Raw genomic sequence first — 25,940 nt, 5'->3', positions numbered from 1 at the left:
GTGGAGCCTAAACCGGAGCACCACTATGGAATTTGAAGTCGCTGTCTTCTGAAGTGATAAGATCAGCTTCTACTTGAGCAAAATGCGAAATACGCTCTGAAATATCTTTCCCTGCGATCTGTTCTGCTAGCTCAAGGTAATCTTGGTAGTGGCGAGCTTCTGAACGAAGTAGAGACACGTAAAACTTCTCCATGTCTTCTTCCAAGAAAGGAGCCAATTTAGCGAAGCGCTCACAAGAGCGAGCTTCAATAAACGCACCGATGATAAGCTTATCAACCAGAGCATCAGGCTCGTAAGTCTTAACTTGTTTGATCAAGCCCTTAGCGTAACGACCCGCCTCGATTGGCTGGTAAGTCACGCCTTTCTTCTCCATCAACTCCATGACTTGGTAGAAGTGATGCAGCTCTTCTTTGATCAGTAAAACCATCTTATCGATTAGGTCAGCACCGTAATTACAGCCTTCTTTCGCTGTTATTTGCTTGGATACGTTGCTTTTACCACGCAGAGACTCTAAGTCTCCGATACGACGGTAAGCAAATTGCTCGTATGGCAAAATCCATTCATTCAGTTGCTTCGCGCTTTCTTTATCGACGGCGTACTTGCGAATAAGGAATAAAGCACTCTGTGCCGCCTTAAGTTCACACAGCATGTGATCGCGTAGAATGATGTGAAGATTTTCTGGCTTTTTGGCTTCATCTATCCATGAATCTGGCGTTTCGGCTTTAAGAAAAGAGTGGATTGGAGCGAGTAATTCTTGATACATGGTCAGGGAAAGTTTGTTGATAATGCGGGGATTTTATCACAGCTCAAGAGATCTCCCTATACAGAGAAAGGAAATTCAACAGCTACAAAAAAGGCCGCCTATTTAATGTAAATAAGGCGGCCTTTAAGTGTTGAGTTAGACTGTTACCATTTCTTCTTCTGACCGAAGAGGGCATCCATATCGTCTTCTCGTTCTTTAGATTCCATCTGCTGCAAATCTTGAGCGTTTTTGTCTTGGCGTTTCTGGTCAAGCTCGTTAAGCATCTGTTGAAGCTTTTCTTTGGCTTGATTAGAGTACGAGTCGTTCTTAGTCGCCAAAGCATCAATACCTTTGCGTAATAGCTGAATCGCTGTTCCCGGTTGTCCGCGAGAAATCGAATCGTTTGCACGTTTGATAACATTTTCAATGTTAATACGGATTTGAATTGTTTCTAGGCGAGCATTTTCAACCACATAAGCTTGAGTCTCGAAACGGCCTTTATTGTGCTCGTTGCGCACCGTATCACGCAGGCGTTTAACTAACTTAAGCATCATGATCGCTTGCTTGTCACTACTTGGTACGCGGAAAGCGGTACTCTCGCCACCTTTGTAGTTCTCTTTTAGCTGAGTGATTTGTTGTTTTACGCTTTCAATGCGTTGGTCAAGCTGCTTATTTTTTGGATCGAGTTGATACATGTTTTCTAATGCATCAAGAATTCGATTGTTTAAGCATACAAGAAGATCTTGGCTAAACGGCATGTGATGAGCGTTGCCAATCAGTTCTTCTGTACCGTCAATAATGGTTAGATAACGAGAAGCTTCCTGTTTCTTCGCTGTTTCTACCTTAACTTTATATTGAAGCATGATGTTGTAGCCTAAAACTAACACCAAAAGAACGGCTACTAAGACGATTATTAAACCAATATTCATATATTTGAGTCTGCTTATTATTTTCTATAGCTAACTGGAGAGGATACACGATTCCATTGTGTATCGGCACTCGTAAATTGCAATTTCTGATTATCTCTTGTTGAGCGAAATCGGCAATCAAAACTTACCAACTAATGTATGAGAATGAGGGTTGGGTTGCAAAGCGTTAGTGATGTTTTCGTTTGTTAAGCTAGAAAAACTCAATTTTCCTGTCATTTTTGTGTTCGAAGCGTTATAACTATTAATTATATTACACGCGACTATAACGCTCTCTTTGCAAATAAGTTAGCACAGAAATGAGTAAAGGATTACGAGGTTAGATATGAAGTTACAGCAACTGAAGTACATTGTTGAGGTTGTAAACCATAACCTAAATGTTTCAGCTACAGCAGAGAGTTTGTACACATCTCAGCCTGGCATTAGTAAGCAAGTTAGATTACTTGAAGACGAACTAGGCATTCAGATTTTTGAGCGTAGCGGCAAGCATCTAACGCAGGTTACCCAAGCGGGTGAGGATATCATTCGTATCTCTCAAGAGATTTTGGCGCGCGTTGAAAGCATTAAAGCGGTAGCGGGTGAACACACACATCCAGAGATGGGTACATTGAATATTTCAACGACTCATACTCAAGCTCGTTATGCACTGCCTGATGTGATTAAAGGTTTCACGGCGCGCTATCCAAAAGTATCGCTTCACATGCACCAAGGTACGCCAAGCCAAATGTCAGAAGCCGTCGCTAAAGGTACAGCGAATTTTGCGATTGCAACGGAAGCGCTACACCTTTACCAAGATGCGATTATGCTGCCTTGTTACCACTGGAACCGTTCGATCGTCGTGACCAAAGATCATCCCCTGGCACAGAAGCGTAATATCACGATCGAAGATCTTGCGGCTTACTCTCTCGTGACTTATGTATTTGGTTTCACTGGCCGTTCTGAGCTTGATACCGCGTTTAACAAAGTAGGTTTAACACCGCGTGTTGTGTTTACTGCGACCGATGCAGACGTAATCAAAACCTACGTTCGTATGGGCATTGGTGTTGGTGTAATTGCAAGTATGGCTATTGACCACGAGCAAGATACTGATTTGGTTGCGATTGATGCGAGCCATCTATTTGGTGCGAGCACAACCAGCATTGGTTTTAGAAAAGGCACCTTCTTGCGTTCTTACATGTTTGATTTCATGGAGCGTTTTGCACCGCACTTAACTCGCCCTGTGGTTGAGCAAGCTATTTCTTTGAAATCGAACGAAGAGATCGAAGAGATGTTTAAAGATATCGAACTGCCAGTTCGTTAATCTCATCGTGTAAATTTTGATTCTTATTCGGCCTGTATTTGCAGGCCGTTTTTCTTTTGGGCTTTTAGTTTTCGTTTTCTTTATCGGGCCTTTCCATTTCGACCTCTTACCCCTACAATCCACGCATCATAGGGGGAAGCATGCATTCACGATTTAAAATACTCGATTCATTTTTGCTAGAGCACCAGATTTACTGGCGTTCAGAGCCTTTTCACCTATGCCAAACTCAACAGCAGCCGTGGAAAGAGGTCAATCGTCCACTCGTTGATTGGTTAGAAAGCTTAGATAATGAAAGCATTCAAACCTTAAAAGAGCAGCCTCAGCTTTTGATTGAGGAACTGACTCGTTTCCTACCTGAATTAGAAACTGCTACCCAAAACATCCAGTTCGATAACACTGCTTTGGTTGGTTTAGACCTCCCACGTGGTACTGCTGATGGTATTCCTGGCCGAAAGCTACATCAAATTGTCGCAATGGGCGAGGCTGCATTATGCCATCACCATGGCAAAGAGTGGCTCGAGTGGTGTTCTGGTAAAGGCTTTCTTGGTCGAATCCTATCTCAGCAATCGGATCAAAAAGTCACTAGCTTTGAATGGCAGCAATCGTTATGCGAAAGCGGACAAAAGATTGCGGATGACCAGAAGTTAGCGATGGATTTTGTTCAAGGAGATGCGTTTTCAGACAAGGCCGATGACGTGTTTAATTCGTACCAACATGCCGTGGCCCTTCATGCTTGTGGTGATCTTCATGTTGAGCTAGTTAAAAAGTCAGTGTCACATGGGCTACCAGCGGTCACTATTTCTCCTTGTTGTTATCATCTTATTCGAGACGAAAACTATCAAGCGATGTCTTCTATCGCGAAAAGCTCAGCATTAACGTTAAGTAAGAGCGACTTGAGAATCCCGCTTCAAGAAACCGTTACTGGTGGTGAAAGAGTAAAAAGACATCGTCAACTAGAGATGAGCTATCGTCTAGGCTTCAGCCAGTTGCTTAAGGCTGAACTTAACATTGACGAATACATTCCTGTACCGAGCATCAAAAAATCAGAGTTAGCTGAGGGTTTTGAATCTTTCTGCCGTTGGGCATCTGAAGTGAAAGAGCTATCGCTGGGCTCAGATATTGATTTTGACTCTTATTTGATTCAAGGCGAAGCGCTTTTCTGGGAAATGGAAAAGCTGAGTTTGGTTCAACAAGTCTTTAGACGACCATTAGAGATATGGCTGGCTTTAGATCGCGCTATCTATCTGCAAGAGCAAGGTTATGAAGCTACGATTGAAGAGTTCTGTGAACGCAGTATTACGCCAAGAAATCTATTGATTCATGGGGTTAAAATCGAGCGCTAGTGGTAAACCGTACTGTTACGTGTTTTTACGAACTAAATCCATTAATGCAAAAAAGCCAGCGCGACATAATGTCGTACTGGCTTTTTGTTTAATGTGTATGAGTTAACTGAACGCTTCAACGAGAAGATTATTGCGTTCAGTTAGTCATTACATCATTAGTTAAACATTGCGATTGCTTCTGCTGGGTCTACGTATTCAAGGTCAAAGCTTTCTGCAACTTCTTTACAAGTTACTTTACCGTGAATAACGTTTAGACCTTCTAGGAAGCCTTCATCAGATAGAAGTGCTTCGCGGTAGCCTTTGTTCGCTAGCTTAACAATGTAAGGAAGTGTTGCATTGTTTAGTGCGTAAGTTGAAGTACGAGCAACAGCGCCAGGCATGTTTGCAACACAGTAGTGAACTACGTCATCAACAATGTAAGTTGGGTCTGCGTGAGTGGTTGCGTGAGAAGTCTCGAAACAACCGCCTTGGTCGATTGCAACATCAACAACTGCTGAACCTGGCTTCATCTTAGCGATGTGCTCTTTTGTAACCAATTTTGGAGCTGCTGCGCCAGGAATTAGTACTGCACCAATTACTAGGTCTGCTTCTAGAACATGCTTCTCAATGGCGTCTTCAGTAGAATAAACCACTTTTGCGCGACCTTGGAATTCTTCATCAAGTCGACGCAGTGTATCTACGTTACGGTCAAGAATTGTAACATCAGCGCGAAGGCCTACAGCCATACGTGCTGCGTTAGCACCTACAACACCGCCACCAACAACAACAACTTTTGCTGGTTCAACACCTGGAACGCCACCAAGAAGAAGACCACAACCACCGTTAGATTTCTCTAATGTTTGTGCACCTGCTTGAATAGACATACGACCAGCTACTTCAGACATTGGTGCTAATAGTGGCAAGCGACCCATATTATCTGTTACAGTCTCATAGGCTACGCAGACAGCTTTGCTCTTGATAAGCTCTTCAGTTTGTGGAAAATCTGGTGCAAGGTGTAAATAGGTAAATAATATTTGCCCTTCGCGAAGCATAGCTCGCTCGACAGCTTGAGGTTCTTTAACCTTTACAATCATCTCTGCTTTCGCGAAAACGTCAGCAGCAGTAGGAAGAATGGATGCGCCTACAGCGATGTAATCATCGTCTGAAAAACCGATACCAGTACCGGCATTGGTTTCTACAAAAACTTGGTGGCCGTGTGAGATTAGTTCTCTCACGCTAGCTGGGGTCATACCAACGCGGTATTCGTGGTTCTTGATTTCCTTAGGTACGCCAATGATCATCCTGACTCCTCATTTTATTTTGGTTGTTTTATCTATGTGTAGGGTAATTCTGTCGAATTAATATCTAGTATAGATAGGTTTAGATAAAATTTGATACTGAATATTAAAAAGTTGTAGTATATTTTTTTGCAAGGAAGTAATAAGGTGGAATAAAAAATGGCAGACAATTATAAGAAGCCGTCCAAGGAACTAGATCGTATTGACCGCAACATTCTTAATGAGTTGCAAAAAGACGGTCGTATCTCAAACGTTGAACTCTCAAAACGAGTAGGACTTTCTCCAACTCCATGTCTTGAACGTGTTCGTCGTTTAGAACGTCAAGGTTACATTACTGGGTACACAGCGTTGCTGAACCCACAGTACCTTGATGCTTCACTTTTAGTGTTTGTTGAAATTACGTTGAACCGTGGTGCGCCAGATGTGTTCGAACAATTCAACACCGCTGTGCAGAAACTGGATGACATCCAAGAGTGTCATTTAGTGTCGGGTGATTTTGACTATCTTCTAAAAACACGTGTATCTGATATGGGTGCTTACCGTAAGCTACTGGGTGATACGTTACTTCGTCTACCGGGCGTAAACGACACTCGAACTTACGTAGTAATGGAAGAAGTGAAACAAACCAATCAACTTGTGATTAAAACTCGTTAGTCACAATTGGTGAAATGAAAGAAAGCGGACATTTGTTCCGCTTTCTTGCTTTCTGGAATTGGGTTTTTCTGTTTGATATGGTTAAATCAACAGTAGTTTCATTGAAACGAGCGGCTTTGGCCGCTCGAGATGTTTTTATCCCGTTTAATTATTAAGTTGGTTTATGTTCAAGCAGAGCAGTAATAAAGTAGAAACAATCATTAAAACGAGTGAAGAGCCTCAGTCTCCTCGTTTGAGTGGTTCTCAACGTCTCAAAGAGTGCAGTCTGATTCTCGGTGTTCTCTTCTCTATTCTACTTGCCGTTGCGTTATTAACTTTTAGTCCTGCAGACCCATCATGGTCGCAAACGGCGTGGGGTGGTGACATTCAAAATGCGGGTGGCTACCTAGGTGCTTGGTTGGCGGATACGCTTTTCTTCGTATTTGGCTCTTTGGCTTACCCTCTGCCTATCTTAGTGACGGTTGCTGCGTGGGTTTTATTCCGCAAACGTAATGAAGACGAGCAGATCGACTTCATGCTGTGGGGCACTCGCTTACTTGGCCTGACTATCCTAATTCTTACGAGTTGTGGTTTAGCGGATATCAACTTTGACGACATCTGGTACTTTTCATCCGGTGGCGTGGTAGGTGACGTTTTAACAAGCCTTGCACTTCCAACGTTGAATGTTCTTGGTAGTACGCTGGTTCTTCTTTTCTTATGGGGTGCTGGTTTCACTCTATTAACCGGTATCTCTTGGCTAAGCATTGTGGAATGGTTGGGTGAATGTGCCATCAAATTTTTCACGTCTACTGTTAATAAGGCTCGTGGCCAAGACCAAGAGCTGCTTGAGCCTCAATTAAGAGAATCAGCAGACCGCGATTTAATCGAAGAACGTCATCAGCAGCATCAAGCGCCAACTTACCGCGATGTTCCTGCTATAGAAGGCAACAAAGAATCAACAGAGCATGATCCGCTAGATCCTGCGATGAGTTTTTCTGCGACCAATGAGTCGGCAGACGTGGCGACAAATGCGCGAGACAATGCTGCATCGCCGAAGCGTCATTACAATATTCATATGCCTGTCGATGCTCCTGCGAAACAAGAAGCTCCTGTTCATGAAGAACCTCAGGTTCAGCCTCAAGCGGTAATTGAGTCAGAGCAAACGATCCCTGCAGCAGCTGTTTACCAAGCGCCAGAAGAACCGCTAGAAGAAGGTATTGAGCGCTCTAAACAGTTGAATGCAACGATAGAGCAGCTAGAAAATGCGGCCATGTATGAAGATGACCTAGCAGAACAAGATCAGGTTGACGCGCATGATTCTCAGGTTGCTTACCAACAATACATGCAGAACGAACAACCAGAAGTTGGCCCTGCTCATGCTGACCTTAAAAGTGCTGAACCAGAATTAGATAGCTCACCACAAGTAAATGGCGAATTTGGTTCTGAAGATGTTCAACCTGAATCTTTATACGCTTCACCTATGGGCGAGCCAGAAGCAACCGTGGAAGACGATTTCTCTGCACAACCTTCACCGTTTGATGTTACGGAAGAGCAAAGCTACCAACAGGGCTCAGAGCTTGAATCAGAACAGGCTGAAGCTGAATTAGCTGACGCAGCATTAATCGAAGAACAGTTTGAACCTTTCCCTTATCAAGAAGAACATTCAGAACCTGAACAGCCAACAGCACAAAACCTAGAGCCAACTGTTGATCTTCCTTGGGAAGAAGTAACGGAAGAAGAACCTGCGCATCAAGATCAAGATGTCGCCGCATTCCAAAGCATTGTTTCTGAAGCCCAAGCGAATATGGCAGCGGCGCAGAATCCGTTCTTGGTTCAACAAGATGTTAATTTACCTAAGCCTGCTGAGCCATTACCCACGCTTGAATTGTTATTCCACCCTGAAAAGCGTGAAACTTTTATTGACCGTGATGCGCTAGAGGCAATTGCTCGTCTTGTTGAATCTAAGCTAGCGGACTACAAGATCAAAGCAGACGTTGTCGACATTTTCCCAGGTCCAGTAATCACTCGATTCGAACTTGATCTGGCTCCAGGTGTGAAAGTAAGCCGTATTTCTGGCCTTTCTATGGACTTAGCGCGTTCGCTCTCTGCATTGGCAGTACGTGTCGTAGAAGTGATTCCGGGTAAACCTTATGTTGGCTTAGAACTGCCGAATATGAGTCGCCAAACGGTATTCTTCTCAGACGTGGTTGCTAGCCCTCAGTTCCAAGAAGCGAAATCGCCAACGACAGTGGTTCTAGGACAAGACATCGCTGGTGAAGCCGTTATTGCTGATCTATCGAAAATGCCTCACGTTCTGGTTGCAGGTACAACCGGTTCTGGTAAGTCGGTAGGTGTGAACGTAATGATTCTGAGTATGCTTTACAAAGCATCACCGGAAGATGTTCGCTTCATCATGATCGACCCGAAAATGCTTGAGCTATCGGTTTATGAGGGTATTCCTCATCTATTGTCTGAAGTGGTAACCGACATGAAAGATGCGTCGAACGCCCTTCGTTGGTGTGTTGGCGAGATGGAACGACGTTATAAGCTGATGTCAGCATTAGGCGTTCGTAACATTAAAGGTTACAACGATAAGCTTAAGATGGCAGCGGAAGCGGGTCACCCAATTCACGATCCACTGTGGAAGCCGGGCGACAGCATGGACCCAGAAGCGCCATTGCTTGAGAAACTGCCTTACATTGTGGTTATCGTTGATGAATTTGCCGACCTAATCATGGTGGTTGGTAAGAAGGTTGAAGAACTGATTGCACGTTTGGCACAAAAAGCACGTGCGGCGGGTGTTCACTTGATCCTAGCGACGCAACGTCCATCAGTGGATGTTATTACTGGTCTTATTAAAGCGAACATTCCAACCCGTGTGGCCTTTACGGTATCAACTAAAACGGATTCACGAACTATCCTTGACCAAGGTGGTGCGGAATCACTATTGGGCATGGGTGATATGCTTTACTTGCCTCCTGGTTCTAGCCATACAACTCGTGTTCACGGTGCCTTTGCATCTGATGACGATGTACACGCAGTCGTGAATAACTGGAAAGCGCGTGGTAAGCCAAACTATATTGATGAAATCACCAACGGCGAACAAACTCCAGAAACCTTGCTTCCGGGTGAGAAGATGGAAGGTGATGAAGAGGTCGATCCTCTGTTTGATCAGGTGGTAGAACACGTTGTTCATTCACGTCGTGGCTCAGTTTCAGGTGTACAGCGTCGATTCAAGATTGGCTACAACCGTGCTGCACGTATTGTCGAGCAACTTGAAGCTCAAGGTATCGTAAGTGCTCCAGGTCATAACGGTAACCGAGAAGTCTTAGCACCAGCGCCACCAAAAGATTAGTTCCGGTAGGAACTCATAACTATTCAGTCGGTCAAATCGAAAATATGACCGACTTATGTTCTAACAGGATTATTGATGAAAAAAGTATTCGCACTTTTATTTATGAGCTTCTCAGTGTTTGCTTCTCCGAAAGAAGAGTTGAGTAGCCGCTTGGCATTAAACGCAGGCTTCAGCGCTGACTTTAAACAAGTCGTGACCAGCCCTGATGGTGATGTTGTTATGGAAGGTGAGGGCACGGTAGAGATTGCACGCCCAAGCCTGTTCCGCTGGGAGACCACGTTCCCTGATGAAAACTTGTTGGTATCTGATGGCCAAAGCTTGTGGTACTACAGCCCGTTCATTGAGCAAGTGAGCATTTATTGGCAAGAGCAAGCGACATCACAGACACCTTTTGTCCTGCTTACACGTAACCAAGAAAGTGATTGGGATAATTATAATGTGGCGCAAACGGGTAACCAATTCACGCTAACGCCAACTGCTGTCGATTCTAATCAGGGTGACTTCCAGATTAATATCACCGAAAAGGGCATTGTTCAGGGCTTTAATGTGATTGAACAAGACGGTCAAAAAGGTGAGTTTACCTTTAGCAATGTTGATTTGGGTAAACCTGCAGCAGACCGCTTTACTTTTGTGGCACCGGAAGGTGTCGAGGTCGACGACCAAAGAAACTGATCTAAACAAGCAGATCGTTTGGTAGTACGTCGATAGGCATTAATGCCATCAACGAATCAAGAGATTGCAATTGAGTAATTACAGCTTAGATTTTGCGGGGGACGAAGATTTTCGTCCCCTTGCTGCTCGTATGAGACCGGAAACTGTCGAACAGTACATCGGTCAGCAGCATATATTAGGCCCAGGTAAACCACTTCGCAGAGCGTTGGAAGCGGGCCATATCCACTCGATGATTTTGTGGGGGCCTCCGGGCACCGGTAAAACGACGTTAGCCGAAGTTGCAGCAAACTATGCGAATGCTGAAGTGGAACGTGTATCGGCGGTAACCTCGGGCGTAAAAGACATTCGTATTGCAATTGAAAAAGCGCGCGAGAACAAGCAAGCAGGGCGCAGAACCATCCTGTTTGTGGACGAAGTCCATCGCTTTAACAAAAGTCAGCAAGATGCTTTTCTGCCTCATATCGAAGATGGCACCGTGACCTTTATTGGTGCGACGACAGAAAACCCATCTTTTGAACTGAACAACGCTTTGTTGTCACGTGCGCGTGTCTACAAACTGACGTCCCTGAACACAGATGATATTTCTCTTGTCATTCGCCAAGCGATTGAAGATAAGCAACGTGGGTTAGGTGATGTGCCTGTTGATTTTGCTGATAATGTTTTAGATCGCCTTGCAGAACTGGTTAACGGCGACGCGCGTATGTCGCTTAACTACCTTGAACTGCTGTATGACATGGCAGAAGACAACGATAAAGGCGAGAAAGCGATAACCTTGCAGTTGTTGGCTGAAGTGGCTGGTGAGAAAGTCGCTCGTTTCGATAACAAGGGTGATATTTGGTACGACCTAATCTCCGCGGTTCATAAGTCAATTCGTGGCTCAAACCCTGATGCGGCCTTGTACTGGTCAGCACGAATGATTGCTGCGGGTTGTGATCCTTTGTATATCGTTAGACGCTTGCTGGCGATTGCTTCTGAAGATATCGGTAATGCTGATCCTCGCGCCATGCAGGTAGCGATGTCGGCTTGGGATTGCTTCACGCGCATTGGCCCTGCTGAAGGGGAGCGTGCGATTGCGCAGGCGGTTGTTTATCTCGCATGTGCACCAAAGAGTAACGCCGTTTACACCGCGTGGAAGCAAGCGTTAACAGATGCTCACAATCTTCCTGAATATGAAGTGCCGCATCATTTGCGAAATGCACCGACAACTTTGATGAAGGACATGGGCTACGGGCAAGAATACCGTTATGCTCATGACGAACCAGGAGCCTACGCCGCTGGTGAAAAGTATCTGCCTCCTGAAATGGGAGAGAAGCAATACTATTTCCCAACAAAACGAGGCTTAGAGACCAAAATTGGCGAGAAGCTAGATTATCTGGCGGATTTGGACGCAAAAAGCCCACAAAAACGCTATGAAAAGTAGTCTTTTTTGGATATCGTTACCTAGTCATAAAATTTCAATTAAATCGTTATAAATTGGTCGAAATAACACCAGTTTTAGGGGTTTAGCAGTGATTCAGTAGCAAGCTACTGAATATTCAAATAACTAAAGCATAGGATTAGCAATGCTGGATTCTAAATTACTTCGAGCTGAGCTGGATGAAACAGCGGCAAAATTAGCACGTCGAGGCTTCACCCTTGATGTAGAGACAATTCGTGAACTTGAAGAAAAACGTAAGTCCCTTCAGATGAAAACTGAAGAGCTACAAGCGTTACGTAACTCTCGATCGAAGTCCATTGGTCAAGCGAAAGCAAAAGGCGACCATGAAGAAGCTGAGCGTATCCTTGCAGAAGTAGGCAACTTAGGCGCAGAACTAGACCAAGCTAAAGTAGCATTGGCTGATCTTCAATCTGAGCTAGAAACGATCACAATGTCTATTCCTAACCTACCTGATGCAGAAGTGCCAGATGGTAAAGATGAAGACGATAACGTAGAAGTTTCTCGTTGGGGTCAACCTAAGACTTACGACTTTGAAGTGAAAGATCACGTCGATCTTGGCGAAATGTCTGGCGGTCTTGATTTTGCTAGCGCAGTTAAAATCTCGGGTTCTCGTTTCATCGTGATGAAAGGCAAATTTGCACGTCTACACCGTGCTATTGCTCAGTTCATGCTGGACCTTCACACTGATGAGCACGGCTACACAGAAATGTACGTACCGTATCTAGTGAACCACGATAGCCTTTACGGTACTGGTCAACTTCCTAAGTTCGGCGAAGACTTGTTCCACACAAGCCCGCTAACTGAGCAAGTAAGTGACGTACCTCTTAAGACTCTATCGCTTATCCCTACTGCGGAAGTACCGGTAACGAACATGGTTCGTGACACGATCACTGATGAAGCTGAACTGCCACTTAAGATGACAGCTCACACGCCGTGTTTCCGTTCTGAAGCGGGTTCTTACGGTCGTGACACTCGTGGTCTTATCCGTATGCACCAATTCGACAAAGTTGAATTAGTACAAATCACTAAGCCAGAAGACTCAATGGCAGCGCTTGAAGAGCTAACTGGCCACGCTGAGAAAGTACTTCAACTTCTAGAGCTTCCTTACCGTAAAGTGATTCTATGTACAGGTGACATGGGCTTCGGTTCTGCGAAAACTTACGACTTAGAAGTATGGGTTCCAGCACAAGAGACTTACCGTGAGATTTCTTCTTGTTCAAACATGTGGGATTTCCAAGCGCGTCGTATGCAAGCTCGTTTCCGTCGTAAAGGCGAGAAAAAACCTGAACTTGTACACACACTAAACGGTTCTGGTCTTGCTGTTGGTCGTACTATGGTTGCTATCCTTGAGAACAACCAAGAAGCAGATGGCCGTATTGCTATCCCAGAAGTACTTCAACCATACATGGGCGGCGTAACGCACATCGGTTAATTAGATTGATTAAGCATTAGGTTACTTATAAAACCCAGCCAACAGGCTGGGTTTTTTATTGCCTATAGAATAGTGCAGTGGCGAGAAATAAATAATTTTTGTTACCTATGTGTAATAGTGTTTTATTGATTTTGATAATTATTACAATCCTTAAATGTGGCTATAATATGCTCTTACCGCGGTAGGTATAGATTTTCTCGTTCAAATACTGAGGAGGGCTTATGGCCGTAGGATGGGCTGGTGACGATAGTGTCAGCCAGCAAATACAAAATACCATTGATGATGAGATCTCTCGTGTAAGAGGAAACCTTCGAGGTGGTGAGGGTTTGCGTTATTGTGATGAGTGTGGTGATGAGATTCCGGAACAAAGACGACGCGCGATCAAAGGCGTTCGTTTGTGTATAGAATGTCAGTCAATATTAGAGCATGACGCACATCGACATTCATTGTTTAACCGTCGAGCAAGTAAAGATAGCCAATTACGTTAAACTGACGGTTACCTTCAAGCAGTTAAGGCCTTACTTTTATGTAAGGCCTTTTAGTTTAATTAAATGATTTATTAATGAAGATATATAGAAATAATCGTCGCTCTTGTTTAGAGCAATAAACGCCTTATTTAAAGCAATGAGTATTTTGTAATGCAGTGTCGATAGCAGCGACCAATTGCTCAATATGTTGTGGTTTGATAATAAACGGAGGCATCATATAAATTAGCTTACCAAACGGACGGATCCAAACGCCTTGCTCTACAAAGTGAGCTTGAATGGCTTCCATATCGACGGGTGTGTGAGTTTCAACGACGCCAATAGCGCCTAACCAACGCACGTCTTTAACCAGTTCATGTTCTCGCAACGGTGGTAACAACTCAGAAAAGAGCTGTTCAATCTGTTGAGTCTGATTTTTCCAATGGCCTTGCTCGATGATGGATAAACTTGCCGCACCGACTGCGCAAGCCAATGGGTTGCCCATAAAGGTTGGCCCATGCATAAAGCAGCCTGCTTCACCGCCACATACCGTGTCAGCAACTTCCTTACTCGCAAGCGTCGCTGACAATGTCATATAGCCACCAGTTAAAGCTTTGCCTACGCATAATATGTCCGGTTGAACATCGGCATGCTCACAAGCGAACAGTTCCCCTGTGCGGCCAAATCCGGTCGCAATCTCATCCAAGATCAGCAATACGTTGAATTCATCACACAGCAAGCGAACTTGTTTTAGGAACTCAGGGTGGTAGATGCGCATGCCGCCAGCCCCTTGAACGATAGGCTCTAAGATCACCGCTGCGACTTCTTGATGGTGTGCTGCCAGCTTTTCTCGAAAACTATCGATGTCACTTGAGTTCCACTCATCCCAAAAGCCTGTTTTTGGTGAATCAGCGAAAATATGTTCCGGTAAAAAGCCTTTGTAGAGGCTGTGCATCGAGTTGTCAGGGTCGGTCACTGACATCGCCGCAAAGGTATCACCGTGGTAGCCATCTCTTAGTGTGAGGAACTTTGAACGAGGTTGTCCTTTAGCGTGCCAATATTGCAGTGCCATTTTTAGGCTAACTTCTACGGCTACTGAACCTGAATCGGCCAAAAATACATGCTCAAGATTACTTGGCGCGAGATTCAAAAGCTTCTTACATAGATCGATAGCGGGCTGGTGGGTGATACCACCAAACATAACGTGTGAAACCTTATCGATTTGACTGTGAGCCGCAGCATTTAGCTCAGGGTGATTGTAGCCGTGGATGGTTGACCACCAAGATGACATACCATCAATAATTCGTTTTCCGCCTTCTAATTCTAGGTGAACACCGTCTGCGTTGGTGACTGGATAGCAGGTCAGAGGTGTTAACGTTGATGTGTAGGGATGCCAGATATGCTGGCGATCAAAGGCGAGATCCATAGTAACTTCCATTCTTGGTGTGGTTAAAAAATAACCACATGTAAACTTTTGATATTATCAATGTGTTGACAGTCTAAAGCTTGTCGGTAGACTAGCCAAGCATAAATGCAATCTCTATTGATAGAGATGAAACATCAAATAATAAAAAAGGATCGACACGTGGAAGTTCGTCATGACTGGACAGTTGCTGAAGTAACAGCGCTGCTTGAAAAACCGTTTATGGATTTAATGTTTGAAGCTCAAGTGGTTCATAGACAGTACCAAGAGCACAACCACGTGCAGGTGAGTACGCTTCTATCGATTAAGACCGGTGCTTGTCCTGAAGACTGTAAGTATTGTCCTCAAAGTGCTCACTACCGAACGGATGTCGACAAAGAACGCCTAATGGAAGTAGAGCGTGTTTTGCATGCGGCGCAAAAAGCCAAGAACGCGGGCTCGACTCGTTTCTGTATGGGCGCGGCGTGGAAAAACCCGAAAGAACGCGATATGCCTCACTTGACTGATATGATCAAAGGTGTGAAAGGTATGGGTCTAGAAACCTGTATGACACTAGGCATGTTAACCCCTGATCAAGCTGGCGAGTTAGCGGATGCAGGTTTGGATTACTACAACCATAACCTTGATACGTCTCCCGAGTTTTACGGCAGCATCATCACCACTCGTACTTACCAAGATCGTTTAGATACGCTATCTCACGTACGTGATGCCGGTATGAAGATCTGTTCTGGTGGCATTATTGGTATGGGCGAAAGTACCAATGACCGTGCAGGCCTGCTGGTAGAGCTAGCGAACCTTCCGGTACACCCTGAGAGTGTGCCAATCAACATGCTCGTGAAAGTGAAAGGCACACCGATGGAAAACGTCGATGATGTTGAATCTTTTGACTTCATTAAGTTGATTGCGATTGCTCGTATCATGATGCCAATGTCAGCGGTTCGTCTATCTGCAGGTCGCGAGAATATGAATGAACAGATGCAGGCGATGTGCTTCATGGCTGGCGCGAACTCTATCTTCTACGGTTGTAAGCTACTGACTACGCCAAACCCAGATGAAGACACGGACATGCAGCTGTTTAAGAAGTTAGGCATCAACAGCCAACAAGTGGCTCAGAAGCCTGATGAAATTCAAGAAAACGAACTGTTAGATCAAGTAGTGGAGCGCGTTGCTGCTCGTCCAACGAAAGATGACATGTTCTACGATGCCACTGTTTAAATCCCGTATCAAAGATGCCCTTGTTCAACGCCGTGAGCAGGGGCTAACTCGTCAACTTAAAGTGCTCGAAAACAGTAATGGTCCTTTGCTTAATTGCGAAGGTTCTCGCTTTATTAATTTTTCGAGTAATGATTACCTAGGCTTGGCGAACGACCCTGAATTGGTGGAGGCGTGGCAAGCTGGGCTTTCCCTTTATGGTGCTGGCAGTGCGGCATCGCCATTGGTCACGGGTTTTAGTCCTGCTCATAGAAATTTAGAAGCTCAGCTGTGTGAATGGTTGGGCTTTGAACGTGCGATTCTCTTTAGTTCTGGTTTCAGTGCGAACCAAGCCTTGTTGTTTTCTCTGCTCGAAAAAGACGACTCTCTGCTGCAAGACAAGCTTAATCACGCCTCTTTGATGGAAGCGGGGATGCTTTCTCATGCAACCATGAAACGCTTTAAACACAACGACACGCAGCATCTAGAGTCTCTATTAAGCCGATCTCTACAATCCTTGGTCGTCACTGAGGGCGTATTCAGCATGGACGGCGATCAAGCGCCTCTCAGCCAGATATCTAACCTGACTCATCAATACGACAGTTGGTTGGCGGTTGATGATGCCCACGGTATCGGCGTATTAGGTGATAAAGGAGCTGGGAGTTGCAGTGCAGCACAAATCTCCCCCGATATTTTGGTGGTGACCTTTGGCAAAGCATTTGGCGTTTCTGGTGCTGCGATTCTTTGCTCGTCAGAAGTGGGTGATTACTTAACTCAGTTTGCTCGTCATCATGTGTACTCGACGGCGATGCCACCTTCACAAGCGGTGGCTTTATCTCATGCCTGTAAGATGACTCAAACTCAAGAGTGGCGCCGAGAAAAGCTGACTGAGTTAGGGTCTCTCTATGCAGAGCAGGTGAGCGGCTTGAAAGGCTTTGTGGATACTCAGACTCCGATTAAGCCATTTGTGATAGGTGAAGCACAAGCGGCATTATCAATAGCTGAAGAGTTAAAGCAAAACCAAGTTTGGGTGACCGCAATAAGGCCGCCAGCCATACCTGCTGGAACTGCTCGATTACGAATCACGTTAACAGCTAACCATAGCCCAAAACAGATTCTCCAGTTAACCAGGTCGTTGCATCAAGCCATTGAACGAAACATCGACTTAAGCACTGAACCGGGTATCCATCCAAGCTTTGAATCAAATAAAGAGGCTCAGTAAATGTCACAAGAAGCAGTAGTGCATAATTACGTTGGCCAAGATAAGAGTGCGATTGCCGAAGCCTTTGGTAAAGCGGCAACAACCTATGACAAACACGCTGAATTTCAACGCGATGTTGGCCACCGATTACTGGATAAATTACCCAGCGATCTGTCAGGCTTTAAGGTGCTGGATCTAGGTTGTGGTACTGGCTATTTCTCCGAGCAACTTGTAAAACGAGGCGCCGAAGTGGTTTGCGCTGATCTTTCTGTTGGAATGCTAGCAACAGCAGAGAAGCGGTGTGGTGCATCTGTATCTTTATATCAACAAGCCGATGCCGAACAATTGCCGTTTGAAGATGGGTGCTTTGACATCGTTTTCTCTAGCCTTGCGTTGCAATGGTGTGACGATTTGTCGTCGCCTTTGAGAGAGATGAAGCGTGTTACAGCGGCTAGTGGGCGTGTTATTTTCTCAACTTTGCTTGATGGGTCGCTGTTTGAACTGAAAAAGTCGTGGTCCAAAATTGACGCACATCAACACGTTAACCATTTTATTACAATCAATAAGGTAAAAATTGCGTTAGCGCAATCTAGCTGTACCGTTCATCAACTAGACTTGCCCACCATCACCGTTTGGTACGACACTGCGTTTGAACTGATGCGCGACCTTAAAGGTATCGGCGCTAATCACGTAAGTGGTCGCTCACAAGGTTTAACAAGTCGTCGCATGTTGCAGCTTGTTGATCGGGAATATCGAGAGTTTAAGAACCATCAAGGTTTCTTACCAGCAACATATCAAGTTTGTTTAGGGGTTATTCAATTATGATTGATGCATTATTCATTGCAGGTACGGATACCGAAGTGGGAAAAACTGTGGTTTCAAAAGCGATTCTTCAAGCTTTGGCCGCACAAGATTTATCAACAATTGGTTACAAGCCAGTTGCTGCAGGGAGTGAAAAATCCCCTGAAGGACTACGTAATAGTGATGCACTGCATCTTCAAGAAGCGGCGACGCAAGATATTGCTTACGAAGACGTCAATCCATACGCGTTGTTGCTACCATCATCGCCTCACATCGCTGCTAAGCATGACGGCGTGGTGATTGATGAAGCCGTATTATCTGCAAAGCTGGAAGAGCATAAGCAAAACTCTGACATCGTGTTAGTTGAAGGTGCTGGTGGTTGGCGTGTACCGGTTTCAGATGATGAATACTTGTCTAGCTGGGTTAAAAAAGAGCAGCTTCCAGTGGTACTGACTGTGGGTATTAAGCTTGGTTGTTTGAGCCACGCACTGCTAACTGCTGAAGCGATTCGTGCTGACGGACTAAACTTAGTTGGTTGGGTAGCAAACCGTATTAATCCAGGCACTGAACATTACGCTGATATTATTGCGATGCTTGAAGATAAGCTAGGTGCACCAAAGTTAGGTGAGATCCCTTACGTACCAAAAGCGAAGTCTAAGAATATTGGCAAGTACATTAATGTACAGCCATTGCTTGAGCTTTAATTACCACGTTATGTACTAAATAAGAAAAGGGCTGCGATTGCAGCCCTTTTGCTATTTTAAGCCTTTAGACCTTGAGTTGATAAACAACCGGTCTTTTAATAAACAAGCTTAGAACTAATGTTCTTTAGTCAGTCCCATTAAAGCTTGCTGAGTTTCTGTGATTTTTGTCTGTGCCGTTTGCGGTGTTAGGATTCCAACCTGCTTTTTCGCTTCTTCTTCAGTAATCCCTAGGTGACAGCACAGTAAATCGATAGCCATTTGAGTGTTAGTACCTTCAACCATGATCCTTTCCTTTTTGTACATGGACTAGCCAATAAATCATCTGAAGTCACTGTAAACGGATTGTTATATCGACACCATACGACTTAGGTCTAATAGAGTGGATTTAATTCGGATATGGTCTCGTAATCAAATGTTGCAATTTAATGCTTAACCTTGTTTTCTTAATCTAAGACTATATGTATAAGTAAGTATAAGTCTTCAAGGTTGGAATCTATTGCTGTCTACCTTGTCTATAACAATAAGTTTATAAAAACAGCTTTCATGCGGAGATAAGTAATGAAGCGAGTAATGTTGTTCCTTGCAACTAACCTAGCGGTTGTATTGGTACTAAGTGTTGTTCTTAATGTTGTATACGCAGTTACAGGTATGCAACCCGGTAGCCTCTCAGGTTTATTGGTGATGGCTGCGGTATTTGGTTTTGGCGGCTCATTCATTTCATTAATGATGTCGAAGAAAATGGCGCTACGCTCGGTAGGCGGCATGGTCATTGAAAGCCCACGTAACGAAACAGAACATTGGTTGATGGAGACGGTAAGCCGTCAATCTCAACAAGTTGGTATTGGTATGCCAACAGTGGCGATCTACGACTCGCCAGACATCAACGCATTCGCGACAGGTGCTAAGCGTGACGATTCATTGGTAGCAGTATCAACAGGCCTGCTGCACAACATGACGCGTGATGAAGCTGAAGCAGTATTAGCGCATGAAGTGAGCCACATCGCGAACGGTGATATGGTGACCATGACGTTAATGCAAGGTGTAGTGAACACGTTCGTTATCTTCCTATCTCGTTTCATCGCCAACATTGTTGCGTCGAATGACAACGAAGAAGAGGGTGGCAGCAACATGATGGTGTACTTCGGTGTGTCTATGGTGTTGGAATTGGTATTTGGTTTCTTAGCAAGCTTCATTACGATGTGGTACAGCCGTCATCGTGAATTCCATGCCGATGCAGGTGCAGCGAACCTAGTAGGTAAAGAGAAGATGATTGCAGCGCTAGAGCGCCTAAAGGTGAGCCATGAGCCACAACTAGAAGGTTCTATGATGGCATTTGGTATCAACGGTAAGAAGTCTCTAACAGAGCTTCTAATGAGCCACCCGCCGCTAGACAAGCGTATTGCTTCTCTACGTAACATGTAATCGCTACGTATTCTTCAGTCGCTAATCGACAAGATACATTTGAAAGGCTTCCTTCGGGAGGTCTTTTTTGATCTTGGCATCTAAGACAGTAAGTATTCGAGGAATAGGTGTCTGGCGATAGAGGGTTACTGGTGATGAAGCATTACGATATTGATTGGTTGATATCGCACGGATTGAGATGAGTAGGGTAATGATACTGGGTTGCTTTGTATTATTTTGCTGACGTCTCTTGTGCTCAATACACTTTGTTCCGCTCAACAAAAAGGCTTCCACATGGGAAGCCTTAGTCTATTCTGTGATTCGAAATTCGAACCTTACAGTTTGTCAGTTAGCTCGATTGCTTGGCCGATGTAGTTCGCTGGAGTCATCTCTTTCAGGCGAACTTTCTCGTCTTCAGGGATCTCAAGACCATCGATGAATGCACGCATGCCTTCGCCATCTACACGTTTACCACGAGTTAGCTCTTTTAGCTTCTCGTATGGTTTTTCGATGCCGTAACGACGCATTACTGTTTGTACTGGTTCAGCCAATACTTCCCAGTTCTTGTCTAGTTCAGCAAGTAGCGCAGCGCGGTTAACTTCAAGCTTGCTAATACCTTTCAGAGTCGAAGTGTATGCAATGATTGCGTAGCCAACACCCACACCTAGGTTACGAAGAACCGTAGAGTCAGTAAGGTCACGCTGCCAGCGAGAAACTGGAAGTTTTTGTGCAAGGTGGCTGAATACTGCGTTCGCTAGACCAAGGTTGCCTTCAGAGTTTTCGAAGTCAATTGGGTTAACTTTATGCGGCATTGTCGAAGAACCGATTTCGCCAGCAATAGTCTTCTGCTTGAAGTGACCAAGAGCGATGTAGCCCCAAACGTCACGGTCGAAGTCTAGAAGGATAGTGTTGAAACGAGCAATTGCATCGAATAGCTCAGCGATGTAATCGTGAGGTTCGATTTGAGTTGTGTACGGGTTCCAAGTTACGCCAAGAGATTCAGTGATGAACTCTTCGCTAAACTGGTGCCATTCAACTTCTGGGTATGCAGAAAGGTGTGCGTTGTAGTTACCTACAGCACCGTTGATTTTCGCTAGGATCTCAACGTTTTCGATTTGCTTGTATTGACGTTCCATACGGTACGCAACGTTAGCCATCTCTTTACCCATAGTAGAAGGAGAAGCTGGCTGACCGTGTGTACGAGACAGTAATGGAATATCACGGTACTCGTTCGCAAGTGCTTTGATAGCATCAATTACGTTACGGATTTCTGGAAGAATCACGGTGTCACGAGCTTCTTTAAGCATAAGCGCGTGAGAGGTGTTGTTGATGTCTTCAGAAGTACATGCAAAGTGAATAAATTCGTTTACAGCGTGAAGTTCAGGAACGCCAGCAACTTTCTCTTTCAAGAAGTACTCAACCGCTTTAACGTCGTGGTTAGTCGTGCGCTCGATCTCTTTGATACGTAGAGCATCTTCTTCGCTGAAGTTAGCGGCTAGTTCATCAAGAAACTGGTTAGCTTCTGCACTGAACGCTGGTACTTCTTTGATTGCATCAGTTGCTGCAAGCTTTTGTAACCAACGAATTTCAACGATAGAGCGGTACTTTAGTAGTCCAAACTCACTAAAGATGCTGCGTAATGCAATAGTCTTACTTCCGTAACGGCCGTCTACTGGTGAAACAGCAGTCAATGCTGACAGTTCCATGGTGTTCTCCTGAATTGAGTTTTCTAAATTTTGAGAGGTTTATACCAGTAACAATCTCAATTGTCACGCACATTGCGCAATCGTTTGCGTGAGAGTTGTGTTGATACAAAAAACAAGCTCGCGACGAGGCGCGAGCTAATAAACTACATTCGAGCTAGTAGGATTTGAGCCTGCTCGATCATCTTCTTACGACCGAAGATAAGGTGGCGACGTTTACCGCCAACTTGACGCCATAACACAGCGCTTCGAATCCCTGATAGAAGCAGTGCGCGAACCTTATGTTGGCTCGATGTCTGCTGAAGTACAGACGGAGTACCAGAAACCTGAATGCGAGGGCCGATAGGGCTGACGACATCAAGGTAGATACTCGCAAGGTTGCTGATCATTTGCTCGTCAAACAGATCAAAGTGTTCAGTTTGGCGCTCTGCAGTTTGAATGCGATCACCAAGCTGAGACATAGAATCGTTGCGAGAAGACAGCTTACGCTCAAGCGCCATCAAGCTGATGATGTAACGAGTGATATCGCTACCTGCTGGAGTACTATCGATACCTTTTACTAAGCACTCCAGGCCAAGCTTTAGGTTCGCTTCACGTCCAAACACGCCCACGGTATTCGCTGGGTTGGTATTTAAAATGGCACTGAGTGAAGCTTCGAAGGCATCTTTATCACAATGGCCGTCTTTCGCTACTTGTTGAACCAAAGCCACAGCTTGGCAAATTCCGGCGAAAGCAATAGTACGGTCATAAAGTGTATTAGCCACGTAGTAACTCCTAGTTGTCTTCTATCGTTTATCGTTTGATTGATTAGATGCGCTTTTCGATGATACCACCACCAAGACAAACGTCGTCTAGGTAGAACACTGCCGATTGACCAGGGGTCACAGCAATCTGTGGCTCATCAAAAATAACCTTAATGTTCTCATCATCAATTGGGATGATTGTACAAGGAATATCGGTTTGACGGTAACGTGTTTTTACCGTGCATGTCATAACTTCAGTAATTGGTGTGCGATTTACCCAGTGAAGCTGAGAAGCGATCAAACCTTCTGATTTTAGAAGAGGGTGATCTTTACCTTGTACTGCGATCAGAACATTACGCTTCAGATCTTTTTCACCAACAAACCATGGTTCTTCGTTACCGCCACCACCTTTAGTGCCGCCAATATGAAGGCCTTTACGCTGACCTAGCGTGTGGTACATCAAACCTTGGTGTTGACCAATCACTTGGCCTTCAGGTGTTTCGATGTTACCCGGTTGTGCTGGTAGGTATTTGCCTAGGAACTCAGTGAACTTGCGCTCACCGATAAAGCAGATGCCTGTTGAATCTTTCTTCTTAGCTGTGATCAAGTCTTGCTCTTCAGCAATACATCGCACTTCTGGCTTCTCTAATTCACCGACAGGGAATAGGCTGCGTGCCACTTGATCTGAGCTTAGCGTGTATAGGAAATAACTTTGGTCTTTGTTGCTGTCTAGACCGCGTAGCATTTCTGGTTTTACGCCAGCATCAAGCTCTTCTTGAGTTGGGAAAGTACGACGAACGTAGTGACCCATCGCAATGTAGTCTGCGTCTAGCACTTCATCCGCAAACTCTAAGAATGCTTTAAATTTGATTTCTTTGTTACAAAGAATATCTGGGTTAGGTGTACGACCTGCTTTGTACTCTTCAAGGAAGTATTCGAATACGTTGTCCCAGTATTCTGCAGCAAAGTTGATAGTGTGAAGGTGGATACCTAGTTTGTCACATACCGCTTGAGCATCAGCAAGATCTTCAGCTGCCGTGCAGTATTCTTCGTTATCGTCTTCTTCCCAGTTTTTCATGAAAAGGCCTTCTACCTGATAGCCTTGTTGCTGAAGAAGATACGCCGATACTGACGAATCTACACCGCCGGACATACCGACAATTACTTTCTTTTCGCTGTTTCCAGAGCTGATATCTGACATGTCTAAACACCGTTACTATTACTTGGTCGCAGATTCTAACAGAAAGAGAAACGCCGTGACAGATCCGAGACCGGAATCACAGTTTCATTTGCACAAATAGTGCGCTGACTTTGTTAGAGAATCGCATGAGAGCGAGGTGAGTCGCTAGGATGTCAGAAGTATATGTGGCATAGTCGCTCGAAATCCAAGACCTGAGATAAAAAAATGTCTGAACAAAATGAATTTATGCAAGAAGAAGAGCTGATTGAGATCATCGAGAACCAGCTTGAAGATGGCGAACCAGTGAAAGTGAAAGAGACGTTGATGCGTTTAATGATGACAGGCACTCCACGTGAAGAAGCAATTGCGGCTATGGCATGTGCACTGGCAATTGAAGTATTTGACGTTATGAAAAACGGCGCGGAGTTTAATCAAAAACGTTACGCAGAGCATTTGGGCATGCTGCCTGATTTAAGCTTTATGGAAGGCGAATAAAAAAAACCTTCAGCAAACGTTTGCTATAGTTTGAAAGATTGCCGCGTTAAATATAGCGCGGTAGAATCCGCCACCTATTTCCCCTTGACTTAGACTAGCCCTATGAAATTCCCTGGACAACGTAAATCAAAGCACTACTTTCCGGTTCACGCTCGTGATCCTCTAGTGAGCCAAGCTCAAAGCAGTAAAAGAATGTCACGCACTCATATTATCGGTATTGACCAAACATTGGTGGATATTGAAGCAAAGGTGAGTTCTGAACTTATTGAGAAGTATGGTTTGAGCAAGGGACATTCACTGGTTATTGGCGACGCAGCCGCTGAATCTTTGTATCAAGAATTAAAAGAGCAGTGCCTGATTACCAATGAATACGCTGGTGGCACAATTGGTAACACATTACACAACTATTCAGTGCTAGCGGATGACCGTTCTACACTGTTAGGTGTAATGAGCCAAGATATTAAGATTGGTAGTTACGGTTATCGCTATTTATGTAATACATCAAGCAGAATGGATCTGAACCATTTACAAGGGGTAGATGGCGCAATTGGTCGCTGCTTTGCATTAATTACAGAAGACGGTGAACGTACTTTCGCAATTAGCGAAGGACAAATGAACCAATTAAAACCAGAAAGCATTCCTGAAAAAATCTTCAAAAGTGCTTCTGCTTTAGTTTTAACGGCTTATTTAGTTCGCTGTAAGCCAGGCGACCCGATGCCTGAAGCAACAATGAAAGCGATCGAATACGCGAAGAAATACGATGTGCCAGTCGTTCTTACACTAGGTACTAAGTTCGTTATTCAAGATGATCCAGAATTCTGGAAAGATTTCCTTGAGCAACACGTAACGGTTGTTGCAATGAATGAAGACGAAGCTGAAGCGTTAACGGGTGAAAGCGATCCACTGGCTGCATCAGATAAAGCGCTAGACTGGGTAGACCTTGTTCTATGTACTGCGGGACCTGTTGGCCTATTTATGGCTGGTTATACAGAAGATGCAGCTAAGCGTGAAACGTCACTGCCTTTACTTCCAGGTTCAATTGCGGAATTCAACCGTTTTGAATTTAGCCGTCCTGCGCATAAAGATTTATGTGAAAACCCAACTAAAGTGTATTCGCACATTGCGCCATACATGGGTGGACCAGAAAAGATCAAAAATACCAATGGTGCAGGTGATGCTGCGTTATCAGCTTTATTACATGATATGGCTGCTAATAAGTACCACAAAGAAAACGTGCCAAACTCAAGTAAACACCAACATTCATTCTTGACGTACTCTTCGTTCTCACAAGTTTGTAAATATTCTAACCGTGCTAGCTATGAAGTGTTGGTTCAACACTCTCCACGTTTATCTCGTGGCCTTCCTGAAAGAGAAGATAGCCTAGAAGAAGCGTACTGGGAAAGATAAGTTACTTTCTTTAATCAGTAGTACTATCAGTATCAGTTGGTTTCTAATACTGATAGGGCGTTGTTGATCAAATCAGCTTGAGGTTCAACGACGCCATATTTGACTAATC

Annotated in this window: 23 protein-coding genes; 15 read left to right on the top strand and 8 right to left on the bottom strand. The window is 44.6% G+C overall.

The features are described 5' to 3' along the window. Window positions 1-7: 7 nt before the first annotated feature. Together ACED41_RS06185 and ACED41_RS06180 are read right to left on the bottom strand one after the other, a co-directional pair. Complete coding sequence (locus ACED41_RS06185) at window positions 8-763, bottom strand: tRNA-(ms[2]io[6]A)-hydroxylase (RefSeq protein ID WP_017060242.1); 756 nt, start codon at window positions 761-763, stop codon at window positions 8-10. 143 nt (window positions 764-906) lie between these two features. After that, window positions 907-1,671: a DNA repair protein gene (locus ACED41_RS06180; RefSeq protein WP_102332954.1), complete on the bottom strand. Its 765-nt coding sequence runs from the start codon at window positions 1,669-1,671 to the stop codon at window positions 907-909. 322 nt (window positions 1,672-1,993) lie between these two features. Between ACED41_RS06180 and cysB the strand changes: the two genes are divergently transcribed. Further along, window positions 1,994-2,968, top strand: a complete 975-nt coding sequence (cysB, locus tag ACED41_RS06175; protein ID WP_017060244.1) for an HTH-type transcriptional regulator CysB — start codon at window positions 1,994-1,996, stop codon at window positions 2,966-2,968. A gap of 140 nt (window positions 2,969-3,108) precedes the next feature. Then, window positions 3,109-4,311, top strand: a complete 1,203-nt coding sequence (locus ACED41_RS06170; RefSeq protein WP_102393838.1) for a methyltransferase — start codon at window positions 3,109-3,111, stop codon at window positions 4,309-4,311. A gap of 155 nt (window positions 4,312-4,466) precedes the next feature. Here the strand turns inward: ACED41_RS06170 and ald are convergent, their stop codons facing one another. Then, the gene (ald, locus tag ACED41_RS06165) at window positions 4,467-5,591 is read right to left on the bottom strand and encodes an alanine dehydrogenase (protein ID WP_017060246.1); all 1,125 of its coding nucleotides are present in this window, start codon (window positions 5,589-5,591) and stop codon (window positions 4,467-4,469) included. Between the two features lie 156 nt (window positions 5,592-5,747). On the opposite strand from ald, the gene lrp reads away from it, so the two are divergent. From lrp to ACED41_RS06135, 6 genes are all read left to right on the top strand, one after another. Then, on the top strand, window positions 5,748-6,242 hold the full coding sequence (gene lrp / locus ACED41_RS06160) for a leucine-responsive transcriptional regulator Lrp (RefSeq protein WP_004734558.1): 495 nt from the start codon (window positions 5,748-5,750) through the stop codon (window positions 6,240-6,242). Window positions 6,243-6,405: 163 nt separating this feature from the next. Beyond that, window positions 6,406-9,576 (top strand): DNA translocase FtsK, encoded by a 3,171-nt coding sequence (locus ACED41_RS06155; protein ID WP_171732194.1) that lies wholly within the window; start codon window positions 6,406-6,408, stop codon window positions 9,574-9,576. Window positions 9,577-9,651: 75 nt separating this feature from the next. Next, on the top strand, window positions 9,652-10,248 hold the full coding sequence (gene lolA / locus ACED41_RS06150; protein ID WP_017060248.1) for an outer membrane lipoprotein chaperone LolA: 597 nt from the start codon (window positions 9,652-9,654) through the stop codon (window positions 10,246-10,248). 64 nt (window positions 10,249-10,312) lie between these two features. Next, complete coding sequence (locus ACED41_RS06145; RefSeq protein ID WP_017060249.1) at window positions 10,313-11,668, top strand: replication-associated recombination protein A; 1,356 nt, start codon at window positions 10,313-10,315, stop codon at window positions 11,666-11,668. Window positions 11,669-11,810: 142 nt separating this feature from the next. Then, window positions 11,811-13,118, top strand: coding sequence for a serine--tRNA ligase (serS, locus tag ACED41_RS06140; protein WP_017060250.1), 1,308 nt, complete (start codon window positions 11,811-11,813; stop codon window positions 13,116-13,118). A 221-nt stretch (window positions 13,119-13,339) separates the two neighbouring features. Continuing rightward, window positions 13,340-13,606, top strand: coding sequence for a DksA/TraR family C4-type zinc finger protein (locus ACED41_RS06135; protein WP_017060251.1), 267 nt, complete (start codon window positions 13,340-13,342; stop codon window positions 13,604-13,606). Between the two features lie 124 nt (window positions 13,607-13,730). On the opposite strand, the gene bioA is transcribed toward ACED41_RS06135, so the two are convergent. Beyond that, window positions 13,731-15,008 (bottom strand): adenosylmethionine--8-amino-7-oxononanoate transaminase, encoded by a 1,278-nt coding sequence (bioA, locus tag ACED41_RS06130; RefSeq protein ID WP_371724656.1) that lies wholly within the window; start codon window positions 15,006-15,008, stop codon window positions 13,731-13,733. 159 nt (window positions 15,009-15,167) lie between these two features. Here bioA and bioB point away from each other — a divergent pair, with 159 nt between their 5' ends. The 4 genes from bioB to bioD are packed head-to-tail and all read left to right on the top strand — an operon-like array spanning window position 15,168 to window position 18,902. Further along, window positions 15,168-16,220, top strand: a complete 1,053-nt coding sequence (bioB, locus tag ACED41_RS06125; RefSeq protein WP_136974658.1) for a biotin synthase BioB — start codon at window positions 15,168-15,170, stop codon at window positions 16,218-16,220. Next, a complete protein-coding gene (gene bioF / locus ACED41_RS06120) occupies window positions 16,207-17,418 on the top strand; it encodes an 8-amino-7-oxononanoate synthase (protein ID WP_017060253.1) in 1,212 nt (403 codons plus the stop codon). The genes bioB and bioF overlap by 14 nt, the downstream gene beginning before the upstream one ends. Beyond that, window positions 17,419-18,222 carry a malonyl-ACP O-methyltransferase BioC gene (gene bioC, locus ACED41_RS06115; protein ID WP_371724655.1) on the top strand — a complete coding sequence of 268 codons (804 nt, stop codon included), beginning with the start codon at window positions 17,419-17,421 and terminating at the stop codon, window positions 18,220-18,222. It abuts the gene before it with no gap. Beyond that, window positions 18,219-18,902: a dethiobiotin synthase gene (bioD, locus tag ACED41_RS06110; protein WP_017065314.1), complete on the top strand. Its 684-nt coding sequence runs from the start codon at window positions 18,219-18,221 to the stop codon at window positions 18,900-18,902. The genes bioC and bioD overlap by 4 nt, the downstream gene beginning before the upstream one ends. 114 nt (window positions 18,903-19,016) lie before the next feature. Here the strand turns inward: bioD and ACED41_RS06105 are convergent, their stop codons facing one another. Beyond that, a complete protein-coding gene (locus ACED41_RS06105; protein ID WP_017060256.1) occupies window positions 19,017-19,184 on the bottom strand; it encodes a hypothetical protein in 168 nt (55 codons plus the stop codon). Between the two features lie 276 nt (window positions 19,185-19,460). On the opposite strand from ACED41_RS06105, the gene htpX reads away from it, so the two are divergent. Then, window positions 19,461-20,324, top strand: a complete 864-nt coding sequence (htpX, locus tag ACED41_RS06100) for a protease HtpX (RefSeq protein WP_029235495.1) — start codon at window positions 19,461-19,463, stop codon at window positions 20,322-20,324. Window positions 20,325-20,638: 314 nt separating this feature from the next. Here htpX and purB read toward each other — a convergent pair whose 3' ends face one another. From purB to mnmA, 3 genes are all read right to left on the bottom strand, one after another. Next, window positions 20,639-22,009, bottom strand: a complete 1,371-nt coding sequence (gene purB, locus ACED41_RS06095) for an adenylosuccinate lyase (protein WP_017068077.1) — start codon at window positions 22,007-22,009, stop codon at window positions 20,639-20,641. Between the two features lie 143 nt (window positions 22,010-22,152). Continuing rightward, window positions 22,153-22,770, bottom strand: a complete 618-nt coding sequence (gene hflD, locus ACED41_RS06090; protein WP_146491851.1) for a high frequency lysogenization protein HflD — start codon at window positions 22,768-22,770, stop codon at window positions 22,153-22,155. 43 nt (window positions 22,771-22,813) lie between these two features. Continuing rightward, window positions 22,814-23,950 (bottom strand): tRNA 2-thiouridine(34) synthase MnmA, encoded by a 1,137-nt coding sequence (gene mnmA / locus ACED41_RS06085; RefSeq protein ID WP_371724654.1) that lies wholly within the window; start codon window positions 23,948-23,950, stop codon window positions 22,814-22,816. Between the two features lie 204 nt (window positions 23,951-24,154). On the opposite strand from mnmA, the gene ACED41_RS06080 reads away from it, so the two are divergent. Continuing rightward, complete coding sequence (locus ACED41_RS06080; RefSeq protein ID WP_010439986.1) at window positions 24,155-24,424, top strand: hypothetical protein; 270 nt, start codon at window positions 24,155-24,157, stop codon at window positions 24,422-24,424. A gap of 102 nt (window positions 24,425-24,526) precedes the next feature. Further along, window positions 24,527-25,831, top strand: coding sequence for an inosine/guanosine kinase (locus ACED41_RS06075; protein WP_017060261.1), 1,305 nt, complete (start codon window positions 24,527-24,529; stop codon window positions 25,829-25,831). The last annotated feature ends 109 nt before the right edge of the window (window positions 25,832-25,940 follow it).

Source organism: Vibrio sp. 1F255 (genome assembly GCF_041439145.1).
GTDB lineage: Bacteria > Pseudomonadota > Gammaproteobacteria > Enterobacterales > Vibrionaceae > Vibrio > Vibrio crassostreae_C.
This window is presented reverse-complemented; position numbering and strand designations above follow the sequence as displayed.

Coding starts and splice junctions, on each gene's coding strand:
- ACED41_RS06185 (WP_017060242.1), bottom strand. CDS start 763: ATGTATCAAGAATTACTCGCTCCAATCCACTCTTTTCTTAAAGCCGAA.
- ACED41_RS06180 (WP_102332954.1), bottom strand. CDS start 1,671: ATGAATATTGGTTTAATAATCGTCTTAGTAGCCGTTCTTTTGGTGTTA.
- cysB (WP_017060244.1), top strand. CDS start 1,994: ATGAAGTTACAGCAACTGAAGTACATTGTTGAGGTTGTAAACCATAAC.
- ACED41_RS06170 (WP_102393838.1), top strand. CDS start 3,109: ATGCATTCACGATTTAAAATACTCGATTCATTTTTGCTAGAGCACCAG.
- ald (WP_017060246.1), bottom strand. CDS start 5,591: ATGATCATTGGCGTACCTAAGGAAATCAAGAACCACGAATACCGCGTT.
- lrp (WP_004734558.1), top strand. CDS start 5,748: ATGGCAGACAATTATAAGAAGCCGTCCAAGGAACTAGATCGTATTGAC.
- ACED41_RS06155 (WP_171732194.1), top strand. CDS start 6,406: ATGTTCAAGCAGAGCAGTAATAAAGTAGAAACAATCATTAAAACGAGT.
- lolA (WP_017060248.1), top strand. CDS start 9,652: ATGAAAAAAGTATTCGCACTTTTATTTATGAGCTTCTCAGTGTTTGCT.
- serS (WP_017060250.1), top strand. CDS start 11,811: ATGCTGGATTCTAAATTACTTCGAGCTGAGCTGGATGAAACAGCGGCA.
- ACED41_RS06135 (WP_017060251.1), top strand. CDS start 13,340: ATGGCCGTAGGATGGGCTGGTGACGATAGTGTCAGCCAGCAAATACAA.
- bioA (WP_371724656.1), bottom strand. CDS start 15,008: ATGGATCTCGCCTTTGATCGCCAGCATATCTGGCATCCCTACACATCA.
- bioF (WP_017060253.1), top strand. CDS start 16,207: ATGCCACTGTTTAAATCCCGTATCAAAGATGCCCTTGTTCAACGCCGT.
- bioC (WP_371724655.1), top strand. CDS start 17,419: ATGTCACAAGAAGCAGTAGTGCATAATTACGTTGGCCAAGATAAGAGT.
- bioD (WP_017065314.1), top strand. CDS start 18,219: ATGATTGATGCATTATTCATTGCAGGTACGGATACCGAAGTGGGAAAA.
- ACED41_RS06105 (WP_017060256.1), bottom strand. CDS start 19,184: ATGGTTGAAGGTACTAACACTCAAATGGCTATCGATTTACTGTGCTGT.
- htpX (WP_029235495.1), top strand. CDS start 19,461: ATGAAGCGAGTAATGTTGTTCCTTGCAACTAACCTAGCGGTTGTATTG.
- purB (WP_017068077.1), bottom strand. CDS start 22,009: ATGGAACTGTCAGCATTGACTGCTGTTTCACCAGTAGACGGCCGTTAC.
- mnmA (WP_371724654.1), bottom strand. CDS start 23,950: ATGTCAGATATCAGCTCTGGAAACAGCGAAAAGAAAGTAATTGTCGGT.
- ACED41_RS06080 (WP_010439986.1), top strand. CDS start 24,155: ATGTCTGAACAAAATGAATTTATGCAAGAAGAAGAGCTGATTGAGATC.
- ACED41_RS06075 (WP_017060261.1), top strand. CDS start 24,527: ATGAAATTCCCTGGACAACGTAAATCAAAGCACTACTTTCCGGTTCAC.